The 9,751-nt window shown below is 35.7% G+C and carries 5 protein-coding genes and 2 pseudogenes; 1 reads left to right on the forward strand and 6 read right to left on the reverse strand.

Annotated features, from left to right (window positions below):
- Positions 1 to 112: 112 nt before the first annotated feature.
- The 4 genes from AAKU52_RS16465 to AAKU52_RS16480 all read right to left on the reverse strand — a co-directional run bounded on the left by AAKU52_RS16465 (position 113) and on the right by AAKU52_RS16480 (position 6,997).
- Complete coding sequence (locus AAKU52_RS16465; RefSeq protein ID WP_354335562.1) at positions 113 to 1,696, reverse strand: heparinase II/III domain-containing protein; 1,584 nt, start codon at positions 1,694 to 1,696, stop codon at positions 113 to 115.
- The gene (locus tag AAKU52_RS16470) at positions 1,686 to 2,015 is read right to left on the reverse strand and encodes a hypothetical protein (RefSeq protein WP_354335565.1); all 330 of its coding nucleotides are present in this window, start codon (positions 2,013 to 2,015) and stop codon (positions 1,686 to 1,688) included. The genes AAKU52_RS16465 and AAKU52_RS16470 overlap by 11 nt, the downstream gene beginning before the upstream one ends.
- Before the next feature lie 244 nt (positions 2,016 to 2,259).
- The gene (locus AAKU52_RS16475) at positions 2,260 to 3,927 is read right to left on the reverse strand and encodes a RagB/SusD family nutrient uptake outer membrane protein (protein ID WP_354335567.1); all 1,668 of its coding nucleotides are present in this window, start codon (positions 3,925 to 3,927) and stop codon (positions 2,260 to 2,262) included.
- 19 nt (positions 3,928 to 3,946) lie between these two features.
- Positions 3,947 to 6,997: a SusC/RagA family TonB-linked outer membrane protein gene (locus AAKU52_RS16480; RefSeq protein ID WP_354335569.1), complete on the reverse strand. Its 3,051-nt coding sequence runs from the start codon at positions 6,995 to 6,997 to the stop codon at positions 3,947 to 3,949.
- 757 nt (positions 6,998 to 7,754) lie between these two features.
- On the opposite strand from AAKU52_RS16480, the gene AAKU52_RS16485 reads away from it, so the two are divergent.
- Positions 7,755 to 8,633: an AraC family transcriptional regulator gene (locus AAKU52_RS16485; RefSeq protein WP_354335571.1), complete on the forward strand. Its 879-nt coding sequence runs from the start codon at positions 7,755 to 7,757 to the stop codon at positions 8,631 to 8,633.
- A 123-nt stretch (positions 8,634 to 8,756) separates the two neighbouring features.
- On the opposite strand, the pseudogene AAKU52_RS16490 reads toward AAKU52_RS16485, so the two are convergent.
- Both AAKU52_RS16490 and AAKU52_RS16495 read right to left on the reverse strand, forming a co-directional pair.
- Positions 8,757 to 8,828, reverse strand: a pseudogene (locus tag AAKU52_RS16490) (hypothetical protein); the annotation flags it as partial.
- A 248-nt stretch (positions 8,829 to 9,076) separates the two neighbouring features.
- A pseudogene (locus AAKU52_RS16495) lies at positions 9,077 to 9,751 on the reverse strand (transposase); the annotation flags it as partial.

Raw genomic sequence — 9,751 nt, forward strand, 5'->3', positions numbered from 1 at the left:
GCCATTTTATTTGAATTTTGAAACTGCCCCTAAACTAACAACGATTACAAGGGCTGAAAACAGTCAAATCTTTTAAAGTACCTGAGTAGTTACTATATTTTTAATATTTTAGTTATCTATTATAGAGTGGGGTAGCCATTATTTTAAGTTCACCAATACTATTAGCAGCAGTTTTAGCTTTTATAAGGATACGGCTAAGGCCTGGGTTAGCAGAATTCTGAATACTTATAGGTTTTGAAACATCCTGTATCTCCATTGTCAGCTTTTTTAACAGGTATGGTTCAATCCTAATTTCCAGAAATTTCCCTTCTTGCTCTAATAATAGTCCAAAATCCTTTTTAAGCACCTTTGCTTTGGTGAGCCATTGAAATGTCGCTTCTACTGGATTCTCATTTGTGGCCCATTCATCAAAGATGGTAACTGAACGGTCTGTGTTTATTAATATGGAACGCTGAACTTGTTTTACTTCCTTTAAGTAAAGTATACTTAAATCTGCTTTGATCCCGAAGGCCCCCTTTAAACCGGTCAGTTCTACAATCTCAACTTTACCTTCAACCTGCTGAAGTTTATTATTAAAGCGAATAATATTATGTCCATCAGAGCCAACCCTGAATGTACTCCAGCGATTACTATTTTGCGAATAATCCCATAAATCCAGTTTTGCAGCTCTCATTTTACCATAGCTTTCAGTACCAGGATCTATCGCCCAACGTACTCCGTCGGCTTCGAGAATAAAACTGCCAGCATCCATATGCCCATGAGAATTATTAGGTGTTCCACCTTTTATGGCGACAAAAGTAGCTTTAGGATCTCCCCATGAAGAGCGCATAACAGCCATTGGCAGATGCCCTCTGACAGTCCAATTTAAAGGGTTAGGGTTATTAGTCCCTACGGTTTTTAAAGATGGTTTCCACCATATAATTTCGAGGGGTATGTGACGGCTTGCTACAACATTTTTCCCGGAAGTTATATTTTTCCCTGTGCTTATCTTTTCATATAATCGATTTATATCTGATAGTTCTTCTTTTATCAGGTCATAGCGATTAAGCTCTCTTGCAAACCAAAACATAACAGGTTCATTCAGATTTTCAATGTGATAATCTGAGTAATTGAAGTCTTCACCTGTAGGGCCGACCATTTGATTATTATAGTCCGCTGTTTTTAAAAAGCCAGGTATTTTCTCTAATTCAAAACTGGTTCCAAATATAGAACGTAAAGCTTCTACTGCAATCACGTAAAAGCTGGTTCCATATGACCAATAACTGGGTCCTTCTGGATATGCTCCATCATCACGATAAGCATTGCCTGCGTATGGCAGGTTATGAATTGCCCGCTCTGTAATTTTTTTTGAAAGAATAGGCTCTAATTCTGCAACGGCTAAAGCACCTGCCATTACTCCTCCATGGCATACCGGATTCCAGTTAAAGTTACCATTAACCCAGCTACCTTCACCTTCTTTAGTATTAAGCGATGGAATAATTGCATTGTTTATAATTGCTCTGCAAATCTTTTCTTTTTCGGTTGCTAAGAGATCATTATATAACCAATCAAAACCGACACCAGCAGCTAGAGCGGCTTCGCCTACATCAAGAAAATGCCCCGTACCCCAATTTTTCAGCTCACATAATTGAAGTAAATCCTTACGGGCTTTTTCTAAGTATCGCTTGTCTTTAAAAATGCGATAACTAAGTGCCAATGTTAATATTCTGTCCTGAGCAGCGCGATGTTCCCATATTACTTACACCATCAGGGTAAGTAATATCTGTATTTTTTAACTTTTTCTCAGCATCGGCCTTAAGAAGGTACATCAACTTCTGTGAAACCTCATCTTTTTGTTGGCTAATAGATTTTATATAGTGATCATTTGCAAATAATCTGGGATGTGAAGGCAGCTTATCCCAATCTATTTGGTGTTTAATTTCATTTTTATAACCTTCCCCAATAATTTGCGCAGTAACAGGATTAAAAAAAACAGCAAAGAACACTATCAGTATGGTATTTTTAGACATTTTCATAGCAAGCCCATTTACTTTAATTGTAATATAACTGCATTTCCATTTGCATGGGTAAAAAGAGTTGGAGGTCCATTATAGGCACCTCCAAACTCTTCAAGGGATGTAGACAGATGATTATCTGGCTGTCTCAATGAAATATTGACCATTGATTATGACATAAACAACTTAGCGTTGTTTTGGAGCTAGTTTCTGTGAACCCAACCTAAGTTTACTTTATACTGCATGCTTATGTTGTTCGTGTCGCTCAATACCCAGGATTTTGTATCAATACGGCATCAATATTGGCTTCAATTTCTTTCTGAGGGATAGGGAACAACTCGAACTTAGGGTTATAGGAAGGTCCCGTTAAGGCGTTATATTTTACAACCCTTTCCCCATACTTTCCAACACGGCGTAGGGTAACATGGCGTTGTTCTTCCAAATTCAACTCTCTTGCCCGCTCGTCAAGAATATAATCTAAGGTAACTTCAGCTAAAGATACAGGTGCGGCATTTGCTCTTAATCTAACTACATCAATATCCTCTTTAGCTTTGTCAGGCTGACTATTTGCCAGATAAGCCTCAGCTCTCAATAAATGAGTTTCGGCTAAACGCAAGTAATATTGATCATGATAGGTAGAGCCAGAATTTCCAGACAATAATAATGGATTAGAAGGATCAATTAATCCTACAGGGTGATCTCCTGGTGTTGTTGCTTTAATAAACCAAGGATAAAATCTCCATGAATTATAATTTCCAGGTTTGTTTAATGTTACACTTTTACCGAAAAAAGCAGAAGCAGGATTATCATAATATGCATCCTTTATAAAGTTGTTATCATTACAGCGCATATCTCCAATATAATTTGCTGGCCACATATCTTTTGAAGCAAATTGTGTTGGCTGTAAAAATGAAACGCCTTGTCCACCCACATTAGCATCACTTCGTCTTCCTAAAAACCCAGGTTTACCTGCCGGGTCTGTCATGCTCCATACCGCCGGAACATGCATACGCTCCAAGACATTATATTGCCTGCTGTTTGTTAAGAGACCCCCACCTTGAACATCTTCCTGGAATTGGCAAACCCACAAAGCTTCTTTATTACCATTGCTTCTGTTTTGATTCCCTCTTTGAAATAAATCCCAAAAAACGTCTTTACTAGTCTCACCAATTCTCTTTCCAAAACGAGCTGTCATTAAGCCTACATTTGGAGCTGTTATTACTTTACTGGCTTCAGCAATTGCATCACCTGGCCGCCCTAAAGAAATATAAGTTTCCGCTAAATAATGGCTTGCGACAATATTGGAAACCCTTCCATCCTGAACCTGCGAAATAGGCGCTAAATTATCTGCAGCATCTTTAAAATCAGCCGCCATTTGATTTAATATTTCCACTTTAGTGGAACGCACAAAATCTGCTTTTGGACCGGTAACTACCTCTAAAATTAAAGGTACACCCCCGTATAAATAAACTAAGTCGCGATAAGCTTTGGCTCTGAAAAATTTTGCTTCAGAACTTAATCTTAATTTATCAGCTTCTGGTAATGTAGAACTTGCCGAATTGCTGATAATAAGGTTTGCATCTGCAATAATTTTGTAGTTTTTATTCCAATACCATTCCGATATATTAGTTGATGCCCCTAAGGAATTGGATAAAATAGAGATTTTATCCTGGCTTCCATCATTTCCTCTTGCGTTTAAAAACACATCTGTACCGAAAAGAAGAGAATAAGAAACATCCTGGCCAGAATAATATATTTCACGCTCTTTAACATAAAGATCTGTTAAAGCAGCTTCAAATCCGGAAATTGAAGAAAACGCATTCTCGGGATTATAAAAATCTAAAGGAACTTCATTTAAAAAATCCTTTTTACATGAAGATACTGTTGTTGCTAATAAAAATACTACTACAACTTTACTAAATATTGATTTCATATTAATATGTTTAATAAGGTTAAAATGTCAAGTCAAGGCCAAAGCTAATGCTTTTCAATACCGGCAGGCCAGATGATGTAATTCCGAGGCCGTCTCCCGTTTCCGGATCCCAGCCATTCCATTTAGTAAGGGTATATAAATTTTTACCACTCACATATATTTTTAAATTACTAAATCCTGTTTTACTTAATAATTTTTCACTTAAGTTATACGCAAGAGATATATCTTGAAGCCTCACAAAACTTTTGTCTTTATAGGGGGAATATTGAACATTTCCCGTCAATGTTGCAGGCATTGCATATTCTGCATTAGGATTGCGAGGGCTCCAATAATCAATATCATTAAAACGATTATGCACAACAACAGTACTGGTAGTGCTATATGAACGCAAGTTATCTGGCACGAGCCAGGGATCATTTCTTCCTAATCCTCCTTGAACAGAATTGATAAAGAATTTTAGAGAGAAATTTTTATACTTTAATGAATTTGTAATACCAAATTGATAATCAGGTTCAGCTTTACCAATGATTGTACGGTCAGCTTCACTAATTGAGCCATCTCCATTTAAATCTTTAAGTTTATAACCTCCAACAGAAAAACCGGTTGGAACATCGTCTCCTAATTGATAAATACCATCTTCTACATAGGTGTAAATTGAGCCGATTGATTTTCCAATAAACAAACTATTTGCTATTAAATCATCTTCATTGCCGTCTTCATTAAGATCTTTTCCAAATAATGAGGTTATTTTATTCGTGTTCTTAGTGAAATTAAATCCAAGGTCCCAGGTGAAACTTTTGGATTGAATTGCCTTAAAATTCAAATAAAGATCAATCCCTTTATTATGAATACCCCCAATGTTAGTTTGGATCCCGGGAAAACCCGTGACTTGGGAAAGTGACTGAAACCATAACAAGTCTTTTGTTTTGGAATTATAATAATCTACACTTCCAGAAATTTTATTTTCATACAAAGCAAAATCTAAACCCATATTTACTCCTTTTGTTAGTTCCCATCTTAAATTACGATTTGACAGCGTAGAAGGGTATATGCCATTAACAGTGGTTGCTGCATCACCAAAAATATATTGAGAAGAGGATCCTGGAAATTGGCTAACATCAGATTGAAACATTGCTAATGAGCTGTATCTGCCAGTTGTATTGCCATTTAGCCCGTAACTTCCCCGTAATTTTAATAGGTTTATTTTATCAAAATTTTCTAAATAAGGCTCTCTGGAAATTACCCATCCTAAACCAACTGATGGGAAAAGTCCGAATTTATTGTTTTCGGAAAAACCAGAAAAACCATCTCTACGAATACTTGCATTAAACAAATACTTCCCATTATAGTCGTAATTAAACCTGGCTGTTTGAGAAATATACCTTTCTTGCCACGCATCTGAAGACACAAATGGCTTTAGCCCTTGTTCTAAACTATTGTAAGAAAGCGCTAAATTACTGAATTGTGTAGCTGAAGCGGTAGTGCCTTCATATCTTATCGTATTAAATCCTGCAACCAAAGTGGCTTTTAGACCATGTTGTTCTTCTTTGCCAAAACGTCTGTCATAAGTTAAGATATTATCCAAAGAAGTATCATAAGTGCTGTTATTTATTTTAGAAGCATTTCCACCATTATAAATGCTTGAGGTTCCAAATAAATTCCAGCGATAATCATTACTATAGTTTATACGATAATTCAATCCTTTAATGCCAGGAACATTAATAGAGGCATACACAATAGAAGAAATATTATTCTGCTTATTTAAATCATCCTGTTGAGACTGTAAAAACGGATTAATTAATGACGTTCCGCTTGGGTTTAAGATATAATTACCAGTATCATCCATATGGGTTATTAATGGAGACATAAGCGCTAAATTTATTAAGCTTGGGCTATTTCCAGAACGATCAGAAAACGCACCAAAAGTATTGGTACCAATTGATAACCAATCTGTTATTTTTGAATCAATATTGATTCTTGCTGATTTACGAGCATAGTTGTCATTAATTATCCAACCTGCCTGATCTGTGTAACCACCAGAGAGAAAATATGTGGTATTTTCCGAACCTCCTCTGATATTCAACTGGTAATTAGCTGTGTAAATATTAGAATTTGTACCTGCTTTATACCAGTCAAAATCAGTACCTGCAGCGATTCCATTCACCACAATAGCAGGAAAAGAACCGCCACTATTAGCTAAATAATCATAGGTGGGATTTGGTGTAGTGTAATCAGGAGCCAGAAATCCGATTTTATAATTTGCATCTCTTGAAGATTCAATAAATTCGGCTCTATTTAAAGTCCTTCGATCCTTTATTGGATCTTGGAAAGCATAATAAGTGGAGAAGTTCACCTCTGTTTTTTGACTGGTTTTACCTTTTTTTGAAGTTACCAATATAACGCCATTAGCTGCTTGCGCTCCATAAATAGCTTTACTACTTGGATCTTTCAAGACGTCGATTGAGGCAATGTCATTTGGGTTTATATCATTCAAACTACCCCTATATACCGCTCCATCCAAAACAATTAGTACCCCCGTGTTTCCACTAAGCGTATTTACACCTCGAATTTGTACTTTAGGGTCCTGGCCTGTTGAACTGGTTTGACCAATTGTAATACCCGGCAAAGAACCTTGTAAGGATTGTAATATATTTGTATTTGGCGATTCGCTAAATTGTTTAAGATCTGCAGAAACAACAGCACCTGTTAAATCAATTCTCTTTTGTGTGCCATAACCTATAACTACAACATCTTCTAAATTATTGGTACTGGTTTCTAATGTAACTTTTATTGATCTCTGCGTACCAATTACTACCTCTTTAGCAACAAAACCCAAACTATTAATTACTAGAACAGAACTTGCGATTTTTACCCTGATGCTAAAATAGCCATCCCCATTTGCGCTTGTTTTATTAGTTGTACCCTTTTCCGTAATTAAGGTACCAGGTATAGTTAAACCCGTATCATCATACACATGACCGGTAATAACTATTTCCTGAGCTTGAATATTTAATCCGCTATTATTCAAACTACTATTAACGCGTTCATGCGTTAAATTTCCTTCATTCATACGAATTGTCTTCTCTAAAAAATCCAGGTTATTTATCTCTTTTGAAAAAAGAGGTGATACAGAAAACACGAATAAAAATAAACATGTGATTCTTTTTACACTCTTTACAAAAAAGACTGAAGAAAACGTTTGATTGTTAAAATTCATAAATTTGTCTTGTTTTAATCAATTATTAACTTTTTAAATGCAGCTACTGCTTCTGGCCAAAATATTTTCACCTCAGTTTTTAATTACAATCATGTTGGCAGAATAGATAATTTCATAGAGGGTCTATAGTCACACTTTCAGCGAAGAATGTTGTAATTGGTTTAAATTATATTTGGTTAATAACAAAAGTATTTTTAATTCTAATACCCTTCTTGAATTGTATTTACAAAGGATTGAACTTTATTTGCTGCTATACAAAATCACTGCTTTTAAAAAAAAATCAAATGCTCAACGAGACAAGGGGTAACCAGGATTATCAATTAATAGGATCCTTCACGACCTTTGATGGTGAGTTAATAACTTGTGATACTTACATTGTAATTTCATTGATGCCAAGCTAAAAGCAGGTACAATTAACCTGCTGGTGGAAGTAGGTTTGACACCATCAAAATATGAATCATCTATTGCCTCGTCGTTAAACACTATAGAACATGAATTTGGAAGTTGGAGCAGCAAATGCCTTTTAAATGTTGATAAAGAGAAAAAAATCGAAATATTGAATTATATTGCATTATTCTAACCAAATTACTAATCCAGAGGCATAAACAATATGGAACCTAAATTTTTGCAAAAAAATACCCGGTCTGCTGAGCATTCATTTTACTGCAAGTATGCTGAGGTTGCCCATACTTACGATCAGTTTCATTACCATAAGGAGTACGAGTTATTATATATCATTCAAAACCAGGGAACTCGTTTTATAGGTGATTGCATTGAATCATTCACCCATAATGATCTGGTATTAGTAGGCCCGGGTTTGCCTCATTATTGGCAAAGCGATAAGGAATACTATCAAAACGACCCATTCTTAAAGGCAAAAGTTATTGTTATCCATTTTGAACAGGATTTTGTAGGTAAAGAGTTTTTTGATATACCTGAAATGAATATGGTTAAGACTATGCTATCCAAAGCAAACAGGGGTATTCACTTTCCAATTGAACATGCCACTGATCTGGAAAATGATATTATAGATATTGTTCAGAAAAGAAAATGGTTGCAAGTAGTGGACCTTTTAGCTATTCTCTGCCAAATGGCAGAGCGCCCCTATTCCCTTTTAGCATCCGAAGGGTTCTCGGATTCCTATCATGGATCAAACAATGAAGAGAGGATAACCGGTATTTTTAATTTTTTAATACAGAACCACCACCGAAACATAACATTGAAAGAAATAGCCGATTATGCCAATATGAATTCGTCCGCTTTTTGCCGATATTTTAAAAAGGTAACTTCTAAGACATTCTCAGATAGCCTAAATGATATTAGAGTTGGTATTGCCTGCAAGAAATTAATTAATACCGAATTGAGTATTGCAGAGATTGGTTATGCCTGTGGCTATCAAAGTATCTCTTATTTTAACAGACAATTTAAAAATGTTAAAAAGATTAGTCCTTCAGAATATAAAATGAAATACTTGATGAATAAACATTGAAAATAAAATATTTGAGATCATCTAATGTACTTCAAATTCTGCTTTAAGTTTTATGTCTGCTGATGAACTGCCAATCACTACTTCAAACATACCTCGCTCTACTTCAAACTTATTATTGAGGCCCTAAAAGCCCAGTTTATCTTCATTCAGATTGAAAGTAACGCTTTTAGTTTCTCCAGGATTTATCATAGTTTTAGCAAAAGTCTTTCAATTCTTTTACAGCCTTGATACAAAATTAACCCTTTCGTTGATGTATAACTAAGGCAAACCGCTTTTTGACACCATCGCATATGGTTTCTTTTTTATCAGGATACCAGAATAACCGCCTTAAACCATGTCCTGTGCATGTTGACCAATCACTGCATTTTTTTTACATTTTTCGGAATGCAAAGGCAGAATATTCTTGATCTTTCAATAACACTATTTTTATAGATAGTCGAGCCTTAAAAAGCCCAATTTAGTTTAAAGGTTTTATTGTTTATGGTTTTCGAGTTAGTTATTACTCCAAGCAAACCTTTGCCCATTGATATTAGGTCATAATACCAGTTAAAAAAGATGGCCAAAAGAGCTGTTTTGTATTTGTTATACATCCTTTTGAAGTTGAAGGCGGCAGCTGCAAGCATAATATTGATGTTATCACCAAAGATGCCTTTGTAGAAATTGCGGCCTAAGCGGTAATCCGACTTTAGATGACCAATTACTGGTTCTATGGCCGCCCTTCGCCTAAAGCCTTTACGCAGTTTTATTTGTTTGTACTTGCTTAACTTTTTGTTGTTGAATGGTTTAGGTATCGCTATTTCTGTTTCACCTATTCAGGACTTACCCTGGTAGCCCCGGTCTACAGTAGCGCTTTTTGCCCGTTTTCCTGTAAGTTGTTCATGCTGATCAAGCGCAGGTTCTAGTGTATGTCCGTCGTATTCATTTCTAAAACCCATTGCCCCTACGATTACCCCTGTAGTTTGGGTGCAAATGATAGATGCTTTGTTGCCAAATTCATACTTCTTATGTTCTTTGCCTTTTGAAATACATTGTACATCGGGTTCGTGAAGCGCGTAAACCTTGTTGTTATCTGCTCTTTTTTGAGCCAGAACCCTTTTAAATAAAACGATTTCTTCTGC

It is taken from the genome of Pedobacter sp. CG_S7 (genome assembly GCF_040544395.1).
In the GTDB taxonomy this organism is placed as follows: Bacteria; Bacteroidota; Bacteroidia; order Sphingobacteriales; family Sphingobacteriaceae; genus Pedobacter.